The 22,215-nt window shown below is 69.6% G+C and carries 20 protein-coding genes; 9 read left to right on the plus strand and 11 right to left on the minus strand.

Annotation, left to right across the window (positions count from 1 at the left end; genetic code table 11):
* Positions 1-212 precede the first annotated feature (212 nt).
* The 5 genes from ACGFSH_RS12995 to dnaA form a co-directional block, all read right to left on the minus strand.
* Entirely contained in the window at positions 213-761 is a 549-nt protein-coding gene (locus ACGFSH_RS12995) for a DUF721 domain-containing protein (RefSeq protein WP_393347749.1), read from the minus strand.
* On the minus strand, positions 758-1,879 hold the full coding sequence (recF, locus tag ACGFSH_RS13000) for a DNA replication/repair protein RecF (protein WP_393347750.1): 1,122 nt from the start codon (positions 1,877-1,879) through the stop codon (positions 758-760). The genes ACGFSH_RS12995 and recF overlap by 4 nt, the downstream gene beginning before the upstream one ends.
* Positions 1,880-1,945: 66 nt before the next feature.
* The gene (gene gnd, locus ACGFSH_RS13005) at positions 1,946-2,821 is read right to left on the minus strand and encodes a phosphogluconate dehydrogenase (NAD(+)-dependent, decarboxylating) (RefSeq protein ID WP_393347753.1); all 876 of its coding nucleotides are present in this window, start codon (positions 2,819-2,821) and stop codon (positions 1,946-1,948) included.
* Between the two features lie 257 nt (positions 2,822-3,078).
* Complete coding sequence (gene dnaN, locus ACGFSH_RS13010; protein ID WP_256915761.1) at positions 3,079-4,209, minus strand: DNA polymerase III subunit beta; 1,131 nt, start codon at positions 4,207-4,209, stop codon at positions 3,079-3,081.
* Positions 4,210-5,340: 1,131 nt separating this feature from the next.
* Entirely contained in the window at positions 5,341-7,323 is a 1,983-nt protein-coding gene (gene dnaA, locus ACGFSH_RS13015; protein WP_393347755.1) for a chromosomal replication initiator protein DnaA, read from the minus strand.
* A 377-nt stretch (positions 7,324-7,700) separates the two neighbouring features.
* On the opposite strand from dnaA, the gene rpmH reads away from it, so the two are divergent.
* The 9 genes from rpmH to ACGFSH_RS13060 all read left to right on the plus strand — a co-directional run bounded on the left by rpmH (position 7,701) and on the right by ACGFSH_RS13060 (position 14,686).
* Positions 7,701-7,838, plus strand: coding sequence for a 50S ribosomal protein L34 (gene rpmH / locus ACGFSH_RS13020; RefSeq protein ID WP_018846094.1), 138 nt, complete (start codon positions 7,701-7,703; stop codon positions 7,836-7,838).
* Positions 7,839-7,859: 21 nt separating this feature from the next.
* Positions 7,860-8,231 (plus strand): ribonuclease P protein component, encoded by a 372-nt coding sequence (gene rnpA / locus ACGFSH_RS13025; protein ID WP_393347757.1) that lies wholly within the window; start codon positions 7,860-7,862, stop codon positions 8,229-8,231.
* On the plus strand, positions 8,228-8,581 hold the full coding sequence (gene yidD / locus ACGFSH_RS13030; protein WP_393347759.1) for a membrane protein insertion efficiency factor YidD: 354 nt from the start codon (positions 8,228-8,230) through the stop codon (positions 8,579-8,581). Before rnpA ends, yidD begins: the two co-directional genes overlap by 4 nt.
* Positions 8,582-8,584: 3 nt before the next feature.
* The gene (yidC, locus tag ACGFSH_RS13035; protein WP_393347761.1) at positions 8,585-9,865 is read left to right on the plus strand and encodes a membrane protein insertase YidC; all 1,281 of its coding nucleotides are present in this window, start codon (positions 8,585-8,587) and stop codon (positions 9,863-9,865) included.
* Between the two features lie 29 nt (positions 9,866-9,894).
* Complete coding sequence (locus tag ACGFSH_RS13040) at positions 9,895-10,407, plus strand: R3H domain-containing nucleic acid-binding protein (protein ID WP_329411734.1); 513 nt, start codon at positions 9,895-9,897, stop codon at positions 10,405-10,407.
* A gap of 122 nt (positions 10,408-10,529) precedes the next feature.
* Positions 10,530-11,246, plus strand: coding sequence for a 16S rRNA (guanine(527)-N(7))-methyltransferase RsmG (rsmG, locus tag ACGFSH_RS13045; RefSeq protein WP_329411732.1), 717 nt, complete (start codon positions 10,530-10,532; stop codon positions 11,244-11,246).
* 320 nt (positions 11,247-11,566) lie between these two features.
* The gene (locus ACGFSH_RS13050; protein ID WP_393348131.1) at positions 11,567-12,643 is read left to right on the plus strand and encodes a ParA family protein; all 1,077 of its coding nucleotides are present in this window, start codon (positions 11,567-11,569) and stop codon (positions 12,641-12,643) included.
* The gene (locus ACGFSH_RS13055) at positions 12,640-13,740 is read left to right on the plus strand and encodes a ParB/RepB/Spo0J family partition protein (RefSeq protein ID WP_393347764.1); all 1,101 of its coding nucleotides are present in this window, start codon (positions 12,640-12,642) and stop codon (positions 13,738-13,740) included. The genes ACGFSH_RS13050 and ACGFSH_RS13055 overlap by 4 nt, the downstream gene beginning before the upstream one ends.
* A gap of 328 nt (positions 13,741-14,068) precedes the next feature.
* Complete coding sequence (locus ACGFSH_RS13060) at positions 14,069-14,686, plus strand: GNAT family N-acetyltransferase (RefSeq protein ID WP_393347766.1); 618 nt, start codon at positions 14,069-14,071, stop codon at positions 14,684-14,686.
* A gap of 99 nt (positions 14,687-14,785) precedes the next feature.
* On the opposite strand, the gene trxA is transcribed toward ACGFSH_RS13060, so the two are convergent.
* The 6 genes from trxA to murJ all read right to left on the minus strand — a co-directional run bounded on the left by trxA (position 14,786) and on the right by murJ (position 22,215).
* Positions 14,786-15,118, minus strand: a complete 333-nt coding sequence (trxA, locus tag ACGFSH_RS13065; RefSeq protein ID WP_109004575.1) for a thioredoxin — start codon at positions 15,116-15,118, stop codon at positions 14,786-14,788.
* Between the two features lie 34 nt (positions 15,119-15,152).
* Positions 15,153-16,121, minus strand: coding sequence for a thioredoxin-disulfide reductase (gene trxB / locus ACGFSH_RS13070; RefSeq protein WP_329411724.1), 969 nt, complete (start codon positions 16,119-16,121; stop codon positions 15,153-15,155).
* A 178-nt stretch (positions 16,122-16,299) separates the two neighbouring features.
* Positions 16,300-17,244, minus strand: a complete 945-nt coding sequence (locus tag ACGFSH_RS13075) for an anti-sigma factor family protein (RefSeq protein WP_393347768.1) — start codon at positions 17,242-17,244, stop codon at positions 16,300-16,302.
* Complete coding sequence (sigM, locus tag ACGFSH_RS13080; protein ID WP_393347770.1) at positions 17,241-17,966, minus strand: RNA polymerase sigma factor SigM; 726 nt, start codon at positions 17,964-17,966, stop codon at positions 17,241-17,243. The genes ACGFSH_RS13075 and sigM overlap by 4 nt, the downstream gene beginning before the upstream one ends.
* Before the next feature lie 27 nt (positions 17,967-17,993).
* A complete protein-coding gene (locus tag ACGFSH_RS13085) occupies positions 17,994-19,709 on the minus strand; it encodes a protein kinase family protein (protein WP_393347772.1) in 1,716 nt (571 codons plus the stop codon).
* 193 nt (positions 19,710-19,902) lie between these two features.
* Complete coding sequence (murJ, locus tag ACGFSH_RS13090) at positions 19,903-22,215, minus strand: murein biosynthesis integral membrane protein MurJ (protein WP_393347774.1); 2,313 nt, start codon at positions 22,213-22,215, stop codon at positions 19,903-19,905.

A 22,215-nucleotide genomic window follows, 5' to 3' on the forward strand; every position in this document is an offset into this window, starting at 1 on the left:
GAGTCCGCATGTGCCGCCCTCAACCGGTCTCTTCCGGGTCCCGATATGCGGAAGGGGGCTCCAAGAGGCTCACGGAGGCACTCAGCGCTTCCAGGTGTCAACCCTTGGCTACTTGGGAGTCAGGTCCCGATTCGCACTCGCACGCGGGCGCGCGAAAAGAAGGCCGGACGGTCCCGTCAGGACCGCCCGGCCGCACCAAGACGTGACACACGTCACCCGTAGGTATCACCGGGACCGGTGCTCCCCGGGGCCCTCAAGGGGCCGTAGCGACGCTGGGGACCACCCGGACCGAGAACCTTGATCAACCGGACCGTGCCATGACCGAGATCCTCGTTCAGCCGCGCCACGAGCGTCGGGGCGAGCAGCCGCAGGTTCGTCGCCCACGCCGTGGAGTCACAGCGCACGATCAGCGCCCGCTCCTCCTCGTCGTACCGCTCCGGCACACAGTGCTTGGCCACGTCCTCACCCACGATCTGCGGCCACCGCCCCATCACCCCGCCCACCGCCGCCGGCGCCTCCCAGCCCCGCTCGGTCAGCAGCCGGTTGATCGCGGCCCCCAGCGCCAGCGGATCACGGCCGTCCGCCCCCGCCCCGGAGCGCAGCCCTCCCCCACGCCGGGCCTGCTTCTTCTGCTGCGCCGCGTCCCCACGCGCGCGTGCCTGCTCCCGCGCCGCCCTCAGCGCCACGCGCGCGAGATCGACCCCCGAAGGCTCCGGCACCCGCTCCGACGCCCCCTTCGCCTCGGCCTCGTCACCGCTCATACGCGCTCCACCGACCCCTCGGACACGCTGTACCGCGCCCCCGCGAGCACCCCCGGCACGTCGTCGTCCACCGCCGCCGTCACCAGCACCTGCTCACCCGGCGCCACCAGCTCCGCCAGCCGCTCCCGCCGGCGCGCGTCCAGCTCCGCGAACACGTCGTCCAGCACCAGCACCGGCTCGTTGCCCTCCGCCCGCAACAGGTCGTACGAGGCAAGCCGCAGCGCCAGCGCGTACGACCAGGACTCCCCGTGCGAGGCGTACCCCTTGGCGGGCAGCGGACCCAGCTTCAGCGTCAGATCGTCCCGGTGCGGCCCCACCAGCGTGACGCCCCGCTCGATCTCCTGCTTGCGCGCCTCCACCAGCGCCGCCGTCAGCTGCGCGTACAGATCCTCACGCGTGTGCGCCTCACCCGGCGCGGACGGCCTGTACTCCAGGCCCACCGGACCGCCTCCGGGCGCCAGCTGCTCGTACGCCTTGTCGGCCAGCGGCTGGATCGCGGCCACCAGATCGAGCCGCTGAGCCAGCAACTCCGCACCCACACGCGCGAGATGCTGGTCCCACACGTCCAGCGTCGACAGGTCCATGGAACGACCGCCGTGCCGCCGCGCCAGCGCCGCCGACTTCAGCAGCGTGTTGCGCTGCTTGAGCACCCGCTCGTAGTCCGAGCGCACCCCCGCCATCCGCGGCGAGCGCGCGGTGATCAGCTCGTCGAGGAAGCGGCGCCGCTCACCGGGGTCGCCCTTGACCAGCGCCAGGTCCTCCGGCGCGAACAGCACCGTCCTGACGATGCCCAGCACATCACGCGGCTTGACCTGCGAAGACCGGTTGATACGGGCCCGGTTGGCCCGGCCCGGGTTCAGCTCCAGCTCGACCAGCTGCTGCCGCTCACCCTGCCTGACCTGCGCCCGCACGATCGCCCGCTCGGCGCCCATCCGCACCAGGGGCGCGTCCGAGGCGACCCGGTGGCTGCCCAGCGTGGCCAGATAGCCGACGGCCTCGACCAGGTTGGTCTTGCCCTGCCCGTTGGGCCCCACGAAAGCGGTGACGCCCGGATCGAGCGGAACTTCGACCCGGGCGTACGAGCGGAAGTCGGCCAGCGACAGATGCGTGACGTGCATGGTCGTTCGCCGACCTCCCCAGGGTGGTGGATCGCGGGCTGTGGATCGCGGACGCGACCCTGTGGATTACTTCTTCTCGACGGCGTGGCCGCCGAACTGGTTGCGCAGCGCCGCGATCATCTTCATCTGCGGCGAGTCGTCCTGCCGGGAGGCGAACCGGGCGAACAGCGAGGCCGTGATCGCGGGCAGCGGCACGGCGTTGTCGATGGCCGCCTCGACCGTCCACCGGCCCTCGCCGGAGTCCTGGGCGAAACCGCGCAGCCTGTCCAGGTGCTCGTCCTCGTCGAGGGCGTTGACGGCCAGGTCCAGCAGCCAGGAACGGATGACCGTGCCCTCCTGCCAGGACCGGAAGACCTCGCGCACGTCCGTGACCGAGTCGACCTTCTCCAGCAGCTCCCAGCCCTCGGCGTAGGCCTGCATCATGGCGTACTCGATGCCGTTGTGGACCATCTTGGCGAAGTGCCCGGCGCCGACCTTGCCGGCGTGCACCGCGCCGAAGTCGCCCTCGGGCTTGAGCGCGTCGAAGACCGGCTGCACCTTGGCGACGTTCCCGGCGTCGCCGCCGTACATCAGCGCGTAACCGTTCTCCAGGCCCCAGACGCCCCCGGAGACGCCGCAGTCGACGAACCCGATGCCCTTGGCGGCGAGCTCCTCGGCGTGCTTCTCGTCGTCCGTCCAGCGGGAGTTGCCGCCGTCGACGACGACGTCGCCCGGCTCCAGCAGCTCGCCGAGCTCGTCGACGGTCGACTGGGTGGCGGCGCCCGCCGGGACCATCACCCAGACCACCCGCGGACCCTTGAGCTTGCCCACCAGCTCTTCGAGGCTGTGGACGTCCGCGAGGTCCGGGTTGCGGTCGTATCCGACGACGGTGTGGCCGGCGCGGCGGATCCGCTCGCGCATGTTGCCGCCCATCTTGCCGAGGCCGACGAGACCGAGCTCCATCAGTTGTTCCTTAGGTCGCTGTGTGGCGTGTGGGGGCACCTCGTGCCCCCTCCGAGCCTAAACCCGGACGGTCACGCACACCTGTGGGCATACGCGCTCAGACGTACCACCCCGCACGCCGCTCACCAGCGGGTTCGTCCACAGACCGAGGCCCGTCGGCCACAGCCTGTGGACGACCTCCGGCACCGTCCGGCACCGAGCGGCCCGGCCACGGCGCCCGCCCGGACGCCGAGGCCCGAGCCGGAGCGCTCAGCCGCTCAGCCGCTCAGCCGCACCGGCATGATCAGGTACTTGTAGGCGTCGTCCGCCTCGGCGTCGAGGGCCGGCTTGCCGCTGAGCAGCGCGGGCTTGGTGGACGTCGTGAAGGACAGCTGGGCCACGGGCGAGTCGATGGCGCTCAGGCCGTCCAGCAGGAAGGTCGGGTTGAAGGCGATCGAGATGTCGTCGCCCTCCAGCTGGGCGTCGACCCTCTCCACAGCCTGTGCGTCGTCGCTGGAGCCGGCCTCCAGGATGAGCACGCCCTGCTCGAAGCTGAGCCGCACCGGGGTGTTGCGCTCGGCGACCAGGGCCACGCGCTTCACGGCCTCCACGAAGGGGGCGGTCTCGATCACGGCGACGGAGTTGAACTCGGTCGGGAACAGCGTGCGGTACTTCGGGAGGTCGCCCTCCAGGAGACGGGTCGTCGTCCGCCGACCGGCGCCCTCGAAGCCGATCAGGCCCTCGCCCGAGCCGCCGCCGGACAGCGCCAGGGTGACGCTGTCGCCGCTCGTGAGCGCCTTGGCGGTGTCCAGGAGCGTCTTGGCGGGCACCAGGGCGACAGCGGACGCGTCCGGGTTCTCCGGCTTCCACAGGAACTCGCGGACCGCGAAGCGGTAGCGGTCGGTGGAGGCCAGCGTGACGGTGTCGCCCTCGATCTCGATGCGCACGCCGGTGAGCACGGGCAGCGTGTCGTCACGGCCCGCGGCGATGGCGACCTGGGCGGCGGCGGAGGCGAAGACGTCACCGGGGACCGTGCCCGTCGCATTCGGCATCTGCGGCAGCGACGGGTACTCCTCCACAGGCAGGGTGTGGAGGGTGAAGCGCGAGGAGCCGCAGACCACCGTGGCCCGTACACCGTCTGTGGAGATCTCCACCGGGCGGTTCGGCAGGGCACGGCAGATGTCCGCGAGCAGACGGCCCGAGACGAGGACGGTGCCCTCCTCCTCGACCTCGGTCTCGACGGAGACCCGCGCGGACACCTCGTAGTCGAAGCTCGACAGGCTCAGCTGGCCGTCCTCGGCCTTCAGCAGCAGGCCGGCGAGGACCGGCGCCGGCGGACGGGCCGGGAGGCTGCGCGCCGCCCAGGCCACGGCCTCCGCGAGTACGTCGCGTTCCACCCGGATCTTCACTCTTGCCGCCTCCTGCTGTTGCCGGCGCTTCTCGCCCTGCCTGGCCTTCGTCGTCTGTTTCGGTGTGGCCGGTCCCGGTGAGGGGAAGGACCATCGGGGACCAGTCTGACGCACCGCACTGTCAGTCGGTGCCCCTCGGGGTCAAGTCGTGACGAGGGGCAGCCGGACGCCGAAGAGCGAGTTGTGCACAGGTCCCACTTCGAAACGGATTCCTCGCTCTCTCTAGTTGTCAGTAGTAGTAGGGCCTGTGGATACCGTGGATAACCCCGTTTTCCCAGCTCAGAGCCGGTTTTTTATCCACCGACCCTGTGGGCGGAGCCAGTGGATAACTCGGGCCTTCTGTGGAGAACGGAAAGTTCTGCACACTCCGTGCACAGGGAGGGCCGACTTGTCCCCAACTCCGTCCCCAGGTTTGGTTGGCTTTCCCACAGCCCGCCTCGGCAACTTCGTGTGACGCCTTTCACTCGGCGCGGTGAGGAGGCGCGTCACGTTGCCGAACAGTGGACAGACATGTGGAGAAGCCGGTGATCGCTGGGGACAACCTGCTCCAGCCTGTGGGCGGCCGGTGGACAACCCCGTGCACAGGGTGTGGATCATTTCTTCGTCCACAGGTTGTGGATAACCTTTGTCCACGAATCCACAGCCCGTTGACCTCGCTCGATCGTCTCGCACGCGGGACGCCTGTGGACACAGTTCTGGACAACTTCGCGGTCCCCAGGGTGTGGACGCGAGAAAGTCACCGAATCTGTGGAGGGAGGCCGTAACCCGGGCCTTGAATCGAACACCGGGTGACCGGTGAGCGACAGCTGTACGACCGCGACGAGGCCCGCATCCGGCCCGCCACGGCCCCCCTCGGGCTTCCCCGGCCCTCCTCGCGCCCGCCTCAGACCCGCCTCGGGGCGTTTGCGGCCCACCCTCGAACCCGTCCTCGGCGCCGCTTCGGCCCGTCCCCGCGCCCGCCCCCGGCCCGGCTTCGGATCGCCTGGAGGGGCGCTGAGTGGCCCTGGGCGCGACTTGGCGGCCCGGAGCTCCGGAGCTCCGGAGGCCGGGGAAACGGCGAAGGGCGTCCCCGGAGGAGTTCCGGGGACGCCCTTCGCGGACGTCCGGGCCGTCGCGCGGCGCGGTGCGACGTCAGCCGTTCTTGATGCGGTTGGTCAGCTCGGTGACCTGGTTGTAGATGGAGCGCCGCTCGGCCATCAGATTGCGGATCTTGCGGTCCGCGTGCATGACCGTGGTGTGGTCGCGGCCGCCGAACAGCGCGCCGATCTTCGGCAGCGACAGGTCGGTCAGCTCGCGGCACAGGTACATGGCGATCTGCCGGGCCGTGACGAGCTGGCGGCCGCGCGAGCTGCCGCACAGATCCTCGATGGTGAGCCCGAAGTAGTCGGCCGTCGCGCTCATGATGGCCGTCGAGGTGATCTCCGGGGTGGAGTCGTCGCCGCCGGGGATCAGGTCCTTCAGGACGATCTCCGTCAGGCCCAGGTCCACGGGCTGCCGGTTGAGCGAGGCGAACGCCGTCACCCGGATCAGGGCGCCCTCCAGCTCGCGGATGTTGCGCGAGATCCGTGAGGCGATGAACTCCAGCACCTCGGGCGGGGCGTTGAGCTGTTCCTGCACCGCCTTCTTGCGCAGGATCGCGATCCGCGTCTCCAGCTCCGGCGGCTGGACGTCGGTGATCAGGCCCCACTCGAAACGGTTCCGCAGCCGGTCCTCCAGCGTGACCAGCTGCTTCGGCGGCCGGTCGCTGGACAGCACGATCTGCTTGTTGGCGTTGTGGAGGGTGTTGAAGGTGTGGAAGAACTCCTCCTGCGTCGACTCCTTGTCCGCGAGGAACTGGATGTCGTCGACGAGCAGGATGTCCATCTCGCGGTACCGCTTGCGGAAGCTGTCGCCCTTGCCGTCGCGGATGGAGTTGATGAACTCGTTGGTGAACTCCTCCGAGCTCACGTAGCGCACGCGGGTTCCCGGGTAGAGGCTGCGCGCGTAGTGGCCGATGGCGTGCAGCAGGTGCGTCTTGCCGAGGCCGGACTCCCCGTAGATGAAGAGGGGGTTGTAGGCCTTCGCGGGTGCTTCGGCGACGGCCACTGCGGCCGCGTGCGCGAAGCGGTTGGAGGCGCCGATGACGAAGGTGTCGAACAGGTACTTGGGGTTCAGGCGGGCGGTCGGCTCGCCCGGTCCGGGCGTCGGCGAGGACTGCGCGGCCGACGGTCCGGGCGCGCCCATGCCGCCCTGTCCCGGTCCGCCGGGTCCGCCGCGGTGCTGGTGGCCGGGTGCGTGCGACGAGGGGTCGGACAGCTCCCGGCGGCCGGCGTCGCGCTGGTCGTAGTCGGAGCGGGGCTTGTCGTACTCGGGGCGCTTCTGCTCGTAGGGCGACGTGTCGTAGGGCGGCCGTTCCGCGGACTGCGGGCGGTAGTCCTGCGGGCGCGAGGAGGCGTACGGGTCCTGGGCGGCGGGGCCACCGTAGGAGTCCTGCGACGACGGCGACGCGTAGGGGTCGCGCTCGGGGAAGCCGAGCCGCTGTTGCTGCCAGCTGTACTCGTCCTGCTGGGGGCGCGGCCAGGCGCCGGGTTCGGGGCGTTGGTACTCGGAGGGGTACGTGGGGCGCGCGGTGGGCAGCTGGTCGGCGCGCGAGCCGGGGAGCTGGTCGCCCGGCGTGGTGGGCAGCTGGTCGGCGCGGTGCCGGCCGTAGCCCTCGTACTGGTTCTCGTACCGGCCGTCCTGTCCCTCGTACCGGCCGCCGTCCTGTCCCTCGTAGGGGCCGGCGGGGAGTTCGGGCTCCTCGTAGCGCGGCTGCTGCTGGGCGGAGCCGGACGGTGGTGCGGGTGCGGGGGGTTCGCCCGCGCTGTCGTCGACGGTGATCGCGATGCGGATCGGACGGCCGCACTCGCGGCTCAGGGTCTCGCTGATGATCGGGGCGAGGCGTCCTTCGAGGACGTTCTTCGCGAATTCGTTGGGGACGGCCAGCAGGGCCGTGTCCGCGACCAGCGCGAGCGGCTGGCAGCGCCGGATCCAGTGTCCGTCCTTCACCTCGACGCCCTGGCCACGGCCCTCACCGAGGAACTGTTCCAGTACTCGTGGCCACACTGCGGCAAGATCGGCAGGCACGTCAGCCACAGGGCACGCTCTCTCGTGGGTCCCACGTTCGTGTGGTGGTGGGACGGTGGGGATTCATATCGGGCGGGGGCAGGGACAAAGGAACGAATCGGAGTCCGGCCACGGTAGTCAGGGCGGCGGGTACGGTTCAAGTTGTTGTCCCCAGCCTGTGGACAGTGTCTCCCCGCGACCGCCGGTTTGACCGGATGGCGCACCCGCGCGTACCGTAACCAGGTCGAGTTGTCGATGGCTGCTGCCGCCTGCCTCCGATGGGCACAGATCACGTCAGGTGATCGGGAAGCGGTGCACTCGGGCGTTGACCGCGAGCTACCTCGTGGGCGCACGGTGACAGCCAGGACGGCACCCCGCCACCACCGATTGATTTCTGGAGCCCCCGAGTGAGCAAGCGCACCTTCCAGCCGAACAACCGTCGTCGCGCCAAGACCCACGGCTTCCGCCTGCGGATGCGCACCCGTGCCGGCCGCGCGATTCTCGCGAACCGCCGCAGCAAGGGTCGCGCCAACCTGTCCGCCTGAGCCTGATCAGGTCATGACGTCGTGCTGCCTACCGAGCATCGGCTGAGGCGGCGCGAGGACTTCGCGACCGCGGTACGACGGGGTCGTCGGGCCGGACGCCCGACTCTCGTCGTCCACCTTCGAAGCGGTGCCACGGACCCGCACGCGCCTGGGGAGAGCGCTCCCCCGACGCGTGCGGGTTTCGTCGTCAGCAAGGCCGTGGGCGGCGCTGTCGTGCGCAACAAGGTGAAGCGCAGACTGCGTCACCTGATGCGCGAGCGGGTCACCCTGTTGCCCCCCGGTAGCCTGGTAGTCGTACGGGCGCTGCCCGGGGCGGGCGACGCCGACCACGCACAGCTGGCCCAAGACCTGGACGCCGCCCTTCAACGGCTACTGGGAGGGGGCGCGCGATGAAGTACCCGCTGCTGGCTCTCATCAAGCTCTACCAGTGGACGATCAGTCCGCTGCTCGGGCCGGTGTGCAAGTACTACCCGTCGTGCTCCCACTACGGCTTCACCGCCATCGACCGGCACGGCGCGATCAAGGGAACGGCACTCACCGCCTGGCGCGTCCTGCGGTGCAATCCGTGGTCGCTGGGGGGCGTGGACCATGTCCCGCCGCGCAAGCGCCCGCGGTGGCACGAAATGCTGCGTGACGCCTGGCGTGCACGCAAGGGCGGGACCTCCGCCGCCGAAACGGCCACCGACGAGAACCTCTCTTCGAGCCCGGCCGCAGAGACACCGTCCCATGCCCAAGGAGCATGATTAGTGGACACGATTGCCAGCCTCTTCAGCTTCATCACGACACCTGTCTCCTGGGTCATCGTCCAGTTCCACAAGGTGTACGGGTCGATCTTCGGCCCTGACACCGGGTGGGCCTGGGGCCTGTCGATCGTGTCCCTGGTGATCCTGATCCGTATCTGCCTGATCCCGCTCTTCGTGAAGCAGATCAAGTCGACCCGGGCCATGCAGACGCTGCAGCCCGAGATGAAGAAGATCCAGGAGCGCTACAAGAACGACAAACAGCGTCAGTCCGAAGAGATGATGAAGCTGTACAAGGAGACGGGCACCAACCCGCTCTCCTCGTGCCTTCCCATCCTGGCGCAGTCCCCGTTCTTCTTCGCCCTGTACCACGTGCTCAACGGCATCGCGACGGGCGACAAGATCGGCGTCATCAACGAGCAGCTGCTGGAGAGCGCGCGCAAGGCGCACATCTTCGGCGCTCCGCTGGCGGCGAAGTTCACCGACGGCTCGGCGAAGGTGGAGGCGCTCGGCGCCTCGCTGACGGACGTCCGCGTGGTCACCGCGATCATGATCGTCCTGATGTCGGCCTCGCAGTTCTTCACGCAGCGCCAGCTGATGACGAAGAACGTCGACACGTCCGTCAAGACGCCGTTCATGCAGCAGCAGAAGATGTTGATGTACGTCTTCCCGGTCATGTTCGCGGTCTTCGGCATCAACTTCCCCGTGGGTGTCCTCGTCTACTGGCTCACCACCAACGTGTGGACCATGGGTCAGCAGATGTACGTGATCCGCAACAACCCGACGCCGGGTTCCAAGGCTCAGGCCGCCTACCTGGAGCGTCTGCACAAGCACGTCACGCACCACGGCGGGACGCGTCGGCGCAGCGAGAAGGCCATCGTCAAGGCCATCGTCGCCAAGGGCCGGGACCGCAACGAGGCCGAGCGCAAGTTCATCAACGCCCTGTCGAAGGCCGGTTTCGTGGCCCAGGCCGACGGCGTCGTGACCAAGGGCGAGGCCCAGCCGGTCGGTCAGACCGAGGACGGCACGCCTTCGGTCGGGGCCGCCGCGAAGCGCCAGCAGCCGAAGCGGCAGTCGAAGTCCCAGCGCCAGTCGGCGACGCCGAAGGCGGCCGGTGAGACCACCTCGCTGGTCAAGTCCGAGGAGCCGGCGGACGACAAGCCCTCCGGAACGGCCGGCGCCACCGGGGCCAATGGCGCCAAGTCTGGTTCCGCGGGTCGCAGCAAGGCCCAGTCCGGGCAGCGCAAGGGCGGTCCGCAGCGCCCCAAGTCCCCGTCCAAGAAGTAGCCGTCCAAGAAGTAGAAGGAGCCCATCCCGTGACGGAAGGCACCACCTCCTCCGCCGCCGAGGGTGCAGACACCCTGACCCGCCTCGAGCAGGAGGGCGAGATCGCGGCGGACTACCTCGAAGGTCTGCTGGACATCGCCGACCTCGACGGTGACATCGACATGGACGTCGAGGCCGATCGCGCCGCTGTGTCGATCATCAGCGACGCGGGCACTCGTGACCTGCAGAAGCTGGTCGGCCGGGACGGTGAGGTGCTGGAGGCGTTGCAGGAGCTGACGCGTCTGGCCGTGCACCGGGAGACCGGTGACCGCAGCCGGCTGATGCTGGACATCGCGGGTTACCGCGCGGGCAAGCGCTCCGAGCTGTCCGAGCTGGGCGCGAAGGCCGCGGCCGACGCGAAGAACAGCGGTGAGCCGGTGCGGCTGAAGCCGATGACGCCCTTCGAGCGCAAGGTCGTCCACGACGCGGTCAAGGCGGCCGGTCTGCGCAGCGAGTCCGAGGGCGAGGAGCCGCAGCGCTTCGTCGTCGTGCTGCCCGACTGATTCGGTATCCACGCGTTTTCCGGCCCCGTCTGTCGTGCAGACGGGGCCGGTCTTTGTCAGCCCGGTAGTTCTGGTGGTCGGCGTCCGAAGCGGCGCCGAGGCGGTACGGAAGGACGGTCCCCGTGACGGAGGCAGCGGAGCTCCCCCCCGCTCCCGAAGTGGCCCGCGAGGTGTTCGGCGATCGCTACGGCGATGCGGTCCGCTACGCCGAGCTGCTGGCCGAGGCAGGCGTGCAGCGTGGGCTCATCGGCCCGCGTGAGGTGCCGCGCCTGTGGGAGAGGCACATCCTGAACTGCGCGGTGCTCTCCGAGGTCGTGCCCGAGGGGGTGACCGTGTGTGACGTCGGTTCGGGTGCGGGGCTGCCCGGGATTCCCCTGGCGCTCGTGCGGGAGGACCTGAAGATCACCTTGCTGGAGCCGCTGCTGCGGCGCACCAACTTCCTGACGGAGGTCGTCGAACTCCTCGGCCTGGACCACGTGACTGTGGCGCGCGGTCGTGCGGAGGAGGTCATGGGCAAGATCCCGCCGGTCCATGTGGTGACCGCCCGTGCCGTGGCGCCGCTGGACCGTCTGGCCACGTGGGGCATTCCGCTGCTGCGTCCCTACGGCGAGATGCTCGCCCTCAAGGGCGACACCGCCGAGGAGGAGCTGAAGAGCGCCGCGACGGCGCTGAGCAAGCTCGGCGCCGTGGGCACCTCGATCCTCCAGGTCGGGGAGGGCGTCGTCGATCCCCTCTCCACGGTGGTGCGGGTCGAGGTCGGGGAGAGCCCCGGCGGTGTGCGGTTCGCGGCCAAGCGCGCCAAGGCGGCCCGGACAGGCCGCACCAGGCGACGCCGCTGACGATGCGGGGGCCAGGCCGGGGCCGGGCAGCGCAGTGTGCTGCCCGGCCGGCCGGGTGGCAGGTCTGGCCGGGCATATCCGGCTCATGAAGCTAAACGTGCACATACCGGGGTGTCGCGCAGACGGCGACCTGGCCGCCGGGCATCGTGTTTCACGTGAAACGTCGCTCCTTGCTCCACGGCATCATCAGTCGCGGCCGCGCTGCTGCCGAACCGCGCGACCGCAAGCCTCTCGGTTCACTCGATGAGGGACGGGAGTTGTCCACAGAGGTGGATTTCTCCACAGAACGACAGGCCTCACTGGTTCACCACCCCGAAGGCATGGGAGGCTCTGTTCATTGCGAGCCTGAAGTCGAGGAGAGTGAATCCTTGCGGTCCGACGCCAACATCGCGGGACCGATGACCGATCCGGTCCCCGGTCCCCGTACCGAGTCGTCGTTTGGGGAGGATGTTTCACGTGAAACACCGCCCCCGATGGACGACACCCCGATCGGTCGTGCTGCCCAACTCGCGGTGGAGGCTCTGGGCCGTGCCGGCGAGGGCCTGCCACGTCCCGAGCACACCCGTGTGATCGTGGTCGCCAACCAGAAGGGTGGGGTCGGCAAGACGACGACGACGGTCAACCTCGCCGCGTCCCTTGCCCTGCACGGCGGACGTGTCCTGGTGGTCGACCTCGACCCCCAGGGCAACGCGTCCACGGCTCTGGGGATCGACCACCACGCCGAGGTGCCGTCCATCTACGACGTGCTCGTCGACAGCCGCCCCCTCGCTGAAGTCGTCCAGCCTGTGCCGGACGTGGAAGGTCTCTTCTGCGCTCCCGCCACCATCGACCTCGCGGGTGCCGAGATCGAACTGGTCTCCCTGGTGGCGCGTGAGAGCCGCTTGCAGAGAGCGATCCAGGCATACGAACAGCCGCTGGACTACATCCTCATCGACTGTCCGCCGTCGCTGGGCCTGCTGACGGTCAACGCTCTGGTGGCCGGCGCCGAGGTCCTGATCCCGATCCAGTGCGAGTACTACGCGCTCGAAGGGCTCGGGCAGCTGCTGCGCAACGTCGACCTGGTACGGGGACACCTCAACCCCGAACTGCATGTGTCGACCATCCTGCTCACCATGTACGACGGCCGGACACGGCTCGCGTCGCAGGTCGCGGAGGAGGTGCGCACCCACTTCGGTGAAGAGGTGCTGCGGACGAGTATTCCCCGCTCCGTGCGTATCTCCGAGGCGCCGAGCTACGGGCAGACGGTGCTGACTTACGATCCGGGATCGAGCGGCGCCCTGTCCTACCTTGAGGCTGCACGAGAACTTGCGCTGAAGGGCGTCGGCGTCAGTTACGACGCGACGCACGCCCATGTTGGCGCCCAGAACAACCCGAACATGGTGGAGGGGATCCAGTGAGTGAGCGACGGAGGGGGTTGGGCCGTGGCCTGGGGGCATTGATCCCTGCTGCCCCCACGGAGAAGACGCCCGCGCAGGCCGCGGTCGGAGGCGGGGGCTCCTCGTCACCCGCCGCTGTTCCGGTCCTGACGGCCGAGAGAGGGGTGGCGGCCGCCAAGGTGGCCACGCTCCCGCCTGTTTCACGTGAAACAGAGGAGGTTCCTGCGGGCGATCTCCTGGAGATGCCGGCGCCGCCCATCGGCGCCCACTTTGCGGAGATTCCCCTCGACCAGATCACGCCGAACCCGCGCCAGCCGCGTGAGGTCTTCGACGACGACGCCTTGCACGAGCTGATCACCTCCATCCAGGAGGTTGGTCTGCTGCAGCCGGTCGTCGTGCGCCAGGTCGACACCGCACGCTATGAGCTGATCATGGGTGAGCGGCGTTGGCGGGCCTGCCGCATGGCGGGACTGGAAGCGATCCCGGCGATCGTGCGGGCCACGGACGACGAGAAGCTCCTCCTGGACGCTCTTCTGGAGAACCTCCACCGGGCTCAGCTCAATCCGCTGGAAGAGGCTGCCGCCTATGACCAGTTGCTGAAGGACTTCAACTGCACGCACGACCAGTTGGCGGACCGCATCGGTCGGTCCCGCCCGCAGGTCTCCAACACGCTGCGTCTGCTGAAGCTCTCTCCGGCGGTCCAGCGCCGGGTCGCTGCGGGCGTGCTCTCCGCCGGTCACGCGCGGGCGCTGCTCTCCGTCGACGACTCGGAGGAGCAGGATCGGCTGGCCCATCGCATCGTGGCCGAGGGACTCTCGGTGCGGGCCGTCGAGGAGATCGTGACCCTCATGGGGTCGCGTCCGCAGGCGGCCCAGCGGGCCAAGGGGCCGCGGGCCGGCGGTCGGGTCTCCCCGGCGTTGAGCGACCTGGCGACCCGGCTCTCGGATCGCTTCGAAACGCGGGTGAAGGTCGACCTCGGCCAGAAGAAGGGCAAGATCACCGTCGAGTTCGCCTCGATGGAGGATCTTGAGCGCATCCTCGGCACCCTTGCTCCCGGTGAGGGCCCGGTCCTGCCGAAGGGCCTGGGCGACGGCGACAGCGAGGACGCGGAGGGCTGAGCCCGGGCCCGGCAGTGACAGTGCCGTGCTTGAGCCGTTCAGAGCGAGCCGTTGTCCGGTGAGTACCGGACACGGCTCGCTCTTTGCTTGCGTGCGCTGTCGAGGGAATCGCATCGTGGATACGATGCGAGAAGGCTTTGACGCGTCCACCTGGCAGTACCTCGGAGCGGGAGGCGGGGGCCATGCGAACGATGAGCCGGACCGGACTGGTGAGCGCCGGACTGGGGCTGGGTGTGGTCGGCGGGTTCGTCGGCAGTCTGCTCCGGGAATGGAGCGCTCTGACGGCAGCTCGCGGTGGAGCGGGCGAAGGAAGCGAGGAACAGCCTTCATGGGGCGTCGGCTCGTACCGCTCACGCTGGACAACCTTCAGGACCTTCCCCAGCGCTGTCGCTCGTGCGTCTTCTGGGAACTCGATCCCGTCAGCGGCGAAGCCGCGCTGAAGGCGGGGACGACCGCGCTGGAGAAAGAGGCCTGGATCTCCGCCGTCCTGTTGGACTGGGGATCGTGCGGCCGTGTCGTCTACGTGGACGACGTCCCCGTGGGCTTCGTGCTCTACGCACCCCCCGCCTATGTCCCCCGCTCGACGGCTTTTCCCACCAGCCCGGTGTCACCGGATGCCGTCCAGCTCATGACGGCGTTCATCATGCCGGGCTATCAGGGACAGGGGCTGGGCCGGGTGATGGTGCAGACGGTCGCCAAGGATCTGCTGAGACGGGGCTTCAAGGCCATCGAGGCGTTCGGCGACACCCGATGGAAGGAACCGGCCTGTCTGCTCCCGGCCGACCATCTGCTGGCGGTGGGCTTCAAGACCGTGCGCCCTCATCCCGCCCACCCCCGGCTGAGGCTGGAGCTGAGAAGCACGCTCTCCTGGAAGGAAGACGTGGAGATGGCGCTCGACCGTTTGCTGGGAGCAGTCCAGAAGGAGCCGGTGTTGCGCCCGCTCTGACGGTCTCCGACATCCGACACAGGCAAGGGCCGGTCCGTGGGGACCGGCCCTTGCCTGTTTCACGTGAAACATCGACCGTCGGCACGACGGATCGGCGCGTCACTCGGAGATGAAGGTCTCCAGGTCGCGGACGAGCGCGGCCTTGGGCTTGGCGCCGACGATCGTCTTGGCGACCTCGCCGCCCTGGTACACGTTCAGGGTCGGGATCGACATGACGCCGTACTTGGCGGCCGTGTTCGGGTTTTCGTCGATGTTGAGCTTGACGATCTCGATCTTCTCGCCGTGCTCAGCCGCGATGGCCTCGAGGGAGGGCGCGATCTGACGGCACGGGCCGCACCACTCGGCCCAGAAGTCCACCAGGACGGGCTTGTCGCTCTTGAGGACGACCTCTTCGAAGTCGGCGTCGGTCACATTCTTCAGGGTGCCGGCCACAGGGGGCTCCTTCATTCTTGTGCGGGGGAGGGGATCAGACGGAGGTCTTCTCGGGCTCGGCCTGCTCCTCGTCCGCGAGGGCGGCGAGGTAGCGCTCGGCGTCGAGAGCGGAGGAGCAGCCGGTGCCGGCCGCGGTGATCGCCTGACGGTAGGTGTGGTCCACGACATCGCCGGCGGCGAAGACGCCCGTCACGTTCGTCCGGGTGGAGGGCGCGGCGACCTTCAGGTAGCCCTCCTCATCGAGGTCCAGCTGCCCCTTGAAGAGCTCGGTACGCGGGTCGTGGCCGATCGCGATGAACAGGCCCGTCACCGGCAGGTCCGAGAGCTCGCCGGTCTTGAGGTTGCGCAGCTTCAGCCCGGCCAGCTTGGGGTCGCCCTGGATCTCGGCGACCTCGCTGTCCCAGATGAACTTGATCTTCGGGTCGGCGAAGGCGCGCTCCTGCATCGCCTTGGAGGCGCGCAGGGTGTCACGGCGGTGGACGATCGTCACGGACTTGGCGAACCGGGAGAGGAAGGTTGCCTCCTCCATGGCGGTGTCACCGCCGCCGATGACGGCGATGTCCTGGTCCTTGAAGAAGAACCCGTCACACGTGGCGCACCAGGAGACACCGCGGCCGGAGAGAGCGTCCTCGTTCGGCAGCCCCAGCTTGCGGTGCTGCGAGCCGGTGGTGACGATGACGGCCTTGGCGCGGTGGACCGTGCCGGCGGTGTCCGTGACGGTCTTGATCTCACCGGTGAGGTCGACGGAGACGATGTCGTCGGGGATCAGCTCGGCGCCGAAACGCTCGGCCTGGGCGCGCATGTTGTCCATGAGCTCGGGGCCCATGATGCCGTCCTGGAATCCGGGGAAGTTCTCCACCTCGGTGGTGTTCATCAGTGCGCCGCCCGCCGTGACGGCGCCTTCGAACACCAGCGGCTTCAGCGAGGCGCGCGCGGTGTAGAGGGCCGCGGTGTAGCCGGCGGGCCCGGAGCCGATGATGATCACGTTACGGACGTCGCTCACGGCTTGTTTCCTCGTCTCTGGACAGCGTCGGTCGACCGGGGGAGCCTCTGGAGACTCTCACCCGACCCAACGGATCCTAAGGGGCGTACATTCCCGCTGTGTCCGGGCACACGAAGGGAGGACGTCGTGCGGGGCGTGAGGTGACCACCGCGCAAGATCGTGGTGATGCGTCGCTTCGTCAGCGGCGGACGTAGCTCGTTTTCAGCAGCACCCTGGCCGGGCCCGATGACGGATGATCCACACAGGCCGTGTCCACGATGTAGGCGTCGACCCGCGTGCTGTCCGTGGCGTCGGGCAGCACGACGAGCACGACGTCCTTCCCCTGATACCTACCCGTCTCCGTGGCCAGGGCCCCTTCACTGCGTCCGATGCCCTTCTGCACACACGGCGGAACCGTGGGCTGCCGAAGGATCTTCGGTGTCCGGTTCTCGGGCTCGCCCTGGATGCCCATGCTGGACGGCGAGCGAGAGCCGCCGGATGCGGCCAGGAGATCGGTGACCCGCGTCTTCAGTTTGCTCGCGGAGAAGGTGTCGGGCGCTGCGGTCTGATGGGTCGCCGTGTCCGGGGTTCCGCCGCCTGTGAGGGAAGACACCAGGACGGAGCCGAGGCCCAGAGCTGCGGCCGCGAAGACCGCACCGAGGACCGCGGCCCTGCGGCGGTTGCCTCGCCTCCGGCCCGGACGGTCCTTGCGTCCCGGGCCGGTGGTGGCGCGGGGTCGTCCCGAGGGGCGGTCTGTCGTCGGCGGTGTTTCACGTGAAACACCGGCCGCGTCGGGGGCAGTGGTCCCCTCGGTGGCAGCGGCGAATACGTCGGCTGGTTCGTGTACGCCGGCCGGCGCGGGGGCGTTGTCGCTGTCCTCTGCTGCCGTGGCATTGAGCAGGGCCTCGGCCGCCAGCGCCGCGTCGATGCGATGGGAGACGTCGTCCGGCATGCGTGACGGCCCGGGAAGGTCGCCCAGCAGGCCGCGGATCTCCTCCAGCGAGGCGTGGACGTCGGCGCAGAGGTCGCAGGACTCCAGATGGCGACGTACGGCGGTGCTTCGGTCGGGGGTGAGCAGGCCTTCGGTGAGGTCGGAGATCTCGGTGACGTCCGGGTGCCCGGTCGTGTCCGTCGTCGATGTCACGCTCGCCCACCTCCGCCCTTCACAGCAGCTGAATCGCCTGTCCCGGCGTTGTCCGGGCCCTCGGTGCGAGGGTCCGCTGCCGGTGGGACGGATGTCTCCCGTACCCGGTTCCGTCCTGCGGCGCCTTCTCTGTCCGCTCGGGAGCCTTCGGGGCGCAGATGGGCGAGCAGGGGGAGGAGTCTGGCTCTGCCCCGGGCGCAGCGGCTCTTCACCGTTCCGGTCGGCACGTCGAGTACGCGGGCGGCTTCGGCGACCGGGTAGCCCTGCATGTCCACGAGGACCAGGGCGGAACGTTGATCGGGCGGGAGCGTGCCGAGCGCTTCCAGGAGCTGGCGGTGCAGGTCGTTGCGTTCCGCCGGGGCGGCAGCCGACTCGTGCGGTTCGAGGAGCTGCTCCAGGCGCTCGGTGTCGTCCACCGGAGAGGTCTTACGGGATGCCGACTTGCGCGCCCGATCCAGGCACGCGTTCACCGTGATGCGGTGCAGCCAGGTCGTGACGGCGGACTGGCCGCGGAAGGTGTGCGCGGCCCGGTAGGCGGAGACGAGGGCGTCCTGGACGGCGTCAGCGGCCTCCTCGCGGTCCCCCAGCGTGCGCAGCGCCACCGCCCAGAGCCGGTCCCGGTGACGCCGCACGAGTTCACCGAAGGCGTCGGGGTCGCCCTCGACGTGCCGGGTGAGGAGATCCTGGTCGCTCACTCCGTCGTACCCGGAGTCTTCCGCCATCGGACCCCCTCCCCCTTCGGTGAGACGTCACCCCGTGAATTTCACGTCGGTGATGCCCTGCTTGTAACCGTCGTCGCTGTACTGATCGCCGGCAGCGTACGGCAGGGCCGTCAACCAGACGAGCACATAGCGGGTCTTGACCGCCTTGGACGCCTTCACGGTGGCGCTGGTTCCGGTCGTGGTGAGCGTGCCGATCTTCTGCATCGACTTCAGGGCGCTCGGCGACGGGTTCAGGGAGTCCGCGGCATACAGGTGCACGGTCGTGTGGTTGCCGCCGTAGTAGAGCCCTATGGCGGCTTTCGAGATCTCCTGCGCCGAGCCGAGGTCGTAGACGATGCCCACGCCGGGCTTGTAGGGCGCGAGGGGCGGACCGGCCCTGAAGCTCGACGTCCGCCAATAGGTCGCACTGTCGTTGTCGTAGGTCTCGCCGACGTCACCCGGGTGCTGGGCGTCACCGCTCACCACGTACTCGGCGGCGTCGTGGATCTTCAGTTGCCTGACGGGCTTGGGCGCGGCGCTGTTCTTGTCGCCCTCGTCCGTCGTCTGGGTCTGGTTGCTGTCGGAGTGGGTGCGGTCCACGAGGGCGTCGGCGAGCTGCCAGCTGCCGAGGCCGAGCGCGGCGATGAGCAGGGCGGAGACCGCCCATTTCAGGGCCCTGCCGGTGGGGCTCTGCAGGGGAGGCGGAGGCGTCGGCACGGCCTGCGTGGCACCCGGGTGCGGAGCCGGACGGCCGTAGGTGCCCTGCTGGTACGTCGTGCGCTGGTACTCCGGAGGGGCGGTGAACGCGGGCTCCGGCGGGCGGATGCGGGGCATCTCGCCGATCGCCTTGACCAGTTCCTCCGGCGTGGTGCAGGCGGCCTCGTGGCGGGAGGCGGTCGCGCCGTCGTTGACGAGCGCGCGCATGGACAGCTCGGACAGGCCCCGGTGGACGCCGGCCCGTACCTGGTCGGGGGCGATCAGCCCGACGTCCTTGGGCAGCCCCGACAGGCCGTAGGCGTCGTTCTCGTACGGCCAGCGCTGGGTGAGCGCCGCGTACAGCAGCGCGCCGATCGCCTCGGTGTCGGTGCGCTGGGGGGTGTCGGTGGCGATGCCGCGCAGGGCGGCGTTCACGGCGAGGCCGCGGATGCGCCACTGTCCCGACGAGGTCCGCAGGACGGCGTTGGGGTTGAGCCGCAGATGCGCCAGGCCCTCCCGGTGGGCCGCGGCCATCGCGGAGGCGATCTGACTGACCATCTGGTAGGCGTCGTGCGGCTCCAGCGGGCCGGCCGCGAGCAGCGTGGTCAGCTCGGTGGCGTCGGGCAGCCACTCGTGGACGACGTAGACGAGGTCGTTCTCCTCGACGGCGTCCAGCACCTGGACGAACCGGGGATCACCGAGGAGCGCCGAGGAGCGCGCCGCGGCCAGCACCGAACGGGCCCTGGCGTGGTCCGCGGGCAGGACGTGGACGCCCACGGCACGGCGGAGTTTCTCGTCGACGGCTCGCCAACTGCTGAAACCGTCCAGACGGGTGACGCACTCTTCGAGCCGGTAGCGTCTGGCGAGCTTGTGGCCGCTGTGCAGTTCCGGCGGTGAGGCCTTCCCGGGACGTTCCGTCCCGCCACTCCCCTGTGCCTCGTCGGTGTCCGTGTCCTGCTCCCGGTTCTTGACCACCCCGTCGGCCGTGGACTGGTCCGCTTGTGCGGTCAGCGGTTCGTCACCGCTGTTGTCTGCCACGTCGACGGCAGCTGTGCTCCGTTCCGCCACCGTCGTTCCTGCCTCCCCATTCAGAGCGCGCCGTGCGACTTCGTGCGCGCCGTCCGACGCCGAACCCAATTGTGCCCACAGTCCGCCGCTATGCACGACACGCGGCGGCGAACGATGGTTGTGCGACTGCCCCTCGCTCACCTTCGTTCAACAGGCGGCGCTCCTTTCCCCGGACCCGGTCCGTCCGTGGTCGTCAGCGCCCCAGGCGGCCGCGGACCATGCCGACCAGCGAGTTGAGTTCCTCGATGCGCATTCTGCGGGCGGCGAGGAAGAAGACGCCGAGCAGGAGCGCGCCGCCGGCCAGCAGTGCGGCGAAGGAGCCGAGGGCGCCCTGGCCCAGGCTGTGTCCGATGCCGTAGCAGGCCGCGCCGCTGATCAGGGCGGCGGGCAGGGAGGCGATGCACAGGCGGGCGTAGGTCCGCAGGACGTGGGAGCCGTCGAGGTCGCCGTCGAGCCGCTTGCGCAGCCGGTTCCAGGCGACACCGACGCCGATCCCGTAGGCCAGGCCGTAGGAGGCCGCCATGCCGACCACGGCCCAGCGGGCGGGCAGGACGAAGTAGCAGACCGCCGAGGCGCCCGCGTTCACGGCGGCCACGATGACCGTGTTGTAGAAGGGGGTGCGGGTGTCTTCGTAGGCGTAGAAGGCGCGCAGGACGACGTACTGCACGGAGTAGGGGATCAGGCCGAGGCCGAAGGCCATGAGCATGAAGCCCATGTTCGTGGCCTCGCTGGTGCCCGAGGAACCGAAGATCAGCGTGCACATCGGGATGCCCAGGGCGAGGAAGCCGAAGGCGATCGGCACGATCGCGACGGCCGTGGTGCGCAGGCCCTGGGAGATGTCGTCGCGGACCGCGCCGCCGTCGCCCTCGGCGGCGGAACGGGAGATGCGCGGCAGCAGCGCGGCCATCAGGGAGACGGTGATGATGGCCTGCGGCAGGCCCCAGATCAGCTGGGCGTTGGCGTAGGCGGCGAAGCCTGTGCCGTCGACCGGCGACGCCTTGCCGGCCGACGTGGACAGCTGGGTCACGACGAGCGCGCCGGCCTGGTTGGCCAGGACGAACAGGACGGTCCACTTGGCGAGCGTCGCGGCCTTGCCGAGGCCGTGACCCTTCCAGTCGAAGCGAAGCCGCAGCCGGAACCCGGTCTCGCGCAGGTACGGGATCATGGCGAGGGCCTGGACGACCAGGCCCAGCAGGATCCCGATCCCGAGGAGGCGCTCGCCCTCCGGCGGGATGGTCGTGACCTTCATGCCGGAGTCGGCGGAGGTGCCGTAGACCCAGATGAACATGCCCAGCGTCACGATGATGACGATGTTGTTCAGGACGGGCGTCCACATCATGGCGCCGAACTTGCCGCGGGCGTTGAGGATCTGACCCATCACCACGTGGACGCCCATGAAGAAGATCGAGGGCAGGAAGTAGCGGACGAAGGTGACGCCGACGTCGTTGGCCGCCGGGTTGCTGGCCACCGAGTCGGACAGGAGGCGGATCAGGACGGGGGCCGCGGCGATCGCGGCGACCGTGAGCAGGCCCAGTGCCACCATGACCAGGGTGAGCAGCCGGTTGGCGTACGCCTCGCCGCCGTCCTCGTCCTCCTTCATGGCACGCACGAGCTGCGGCACGAAGACGGAGTTGAGTCCGCCGCCCACGGTCAGGATGTAGATCATCGTCGGTAGCTGGTAGGCCACCTGGAAGGTGTCGCCGAGCAGGCCGACGCCCAGCGCGGAGACGATCAGCGCGGAGCGGACGAAGCCGGTGAGGCGGGAGACCATCGTGCCCGCCGCCATGACGGCGCTGGACTTCAGCAGTCCGGACGCGCGACCGCCCTTCTTGGGCGCGGGAGCGGCGGCTGCGGCCGGTACGGGCGCGTCGGGTGTCGCGGTGAGGTTCATGGTCTGGTCGATGGCGGGCGTGGCGGCCACCGGGGCCTGGTACTGCTGCGGTGCGCCCTGCCCGCCCGGCGGCTGGGCCGGACCGGGCACGGCCGGGCCGTCCGCCGGCGGACGGGAGTCGCCCTGCTGGTAGCCGGCCTGCTGGTGACCGCTCTGCTGCTGGTCCCGGAACAGGTGGGCGAAGGCGTCCGGCTGGTGCTGCTGCTCGCCGGAATGCGTGACCAGGTCGTCCACGCCCACGAACTGGGTGGTGCGCGGGTCGTCGCCGTACGGGAGGTACTGCGTGGGGCCCTCCGGTTCGGGCGCCGGGGTCTGGGCCCACACATGAGGGTCGGGGGCGTACGGGGACTGCGGGGGGCGGCCGTAGAGGGGCTGCGGCGGCTCCTGGGAGCCCGGGGGCGGCGGAGGGTGCGCCGCGCGGTCGTAGAGCGCCTCGGCGACCGGGTCCTGCGCGGTGAGGTCCTGGGCCCGGTAGGGGTCCTGGTCGTAGGCGTCCTGGAGGTACATGTCCGCGGGGTGCTGCGGCGGCACCTGACCCTGCTCGGGCGGCGGGCCCTCGGGGCGCCCCGGGCCGCCCGCGGCCCGGCCGCGGTCACCGTCGTACGGCGCGTTCAT

Source organism: Streptomyces sp. NPDC048481, assembly GCF_043200075.1.
In the GTDB taxonomy this organism is placed as follows: domain Bacteria; phylum Actinomycetota; class Actinomycetes; order Streptomycetales; family Streptomycetaceae; genus Streptomyces.